At 56.9% G+C, this 423-nt stretch carries 1 pseudogene; it reads right to left on the bottom strand.

Annotation, left to right across the window (positions count from 1 at the left end):
* A pseudogene (locus tag KP705_RS18115) lies at nucleotides 1-423 on the bottom strand (IS5/IS1182 family transposase); the annotation flags it as partial.

The following is a 423-nucleotide window of genomic DNA, read 5'->3' as shown; positions in this document are numbered from 1 at the left end:
GCTCGAGGCCGTATTGGCTTTATCCAGCAGCCCCTCTCTCAATCGCGCGCCATCACTGGCGGCGGCATCTGTCGTCTTCCATTCGCGGATGAACCGGAACTTCCGGTCGATGGAGACATGGGACTTGTAGTCAAAGAATGGGATAGCCAGATCGCTGGATGGCATGGTTCCATCGTCTTGCCGCTTCGCCTTCGTGAACTTCAGTGTACAGCGGGTGTTCCTGTCCTTGTGGGACAATCTGGATGGCTTATCCTGCCAGTCTTCAGGAATACGCCCTGCCCGGAGGTCGGCTTTCTCAGCATTCGTATTGCGCTGCTTTGGAGCGGCTACCAATGTTGCATCCAGGATCTGGCCTGACATCGGCAGATAACCGGCGTTCCGCAGGGTCGCKTCAAACCGGTTAAACAGCCCATCGATCGCACC

Origin of the sequence: Gluconobacter sp. P1D12_c (genome assembly GCF_018812105.1) — a bacterium.
In the GTDB taxonomy this organism is placed as follows: domain Bacteria; phylum Pseudomonadota; class Alphaproteobacteria; order Acetobacterales; family Acetobacteraceae; genus Gluconobacter; species Gluconobacter oxydans_A.
The sequence above is the reverse complement of the archived record's forward strand: the minus strand, read 5'-3'. Positions and strand labels throughout refer to the sequence as shown.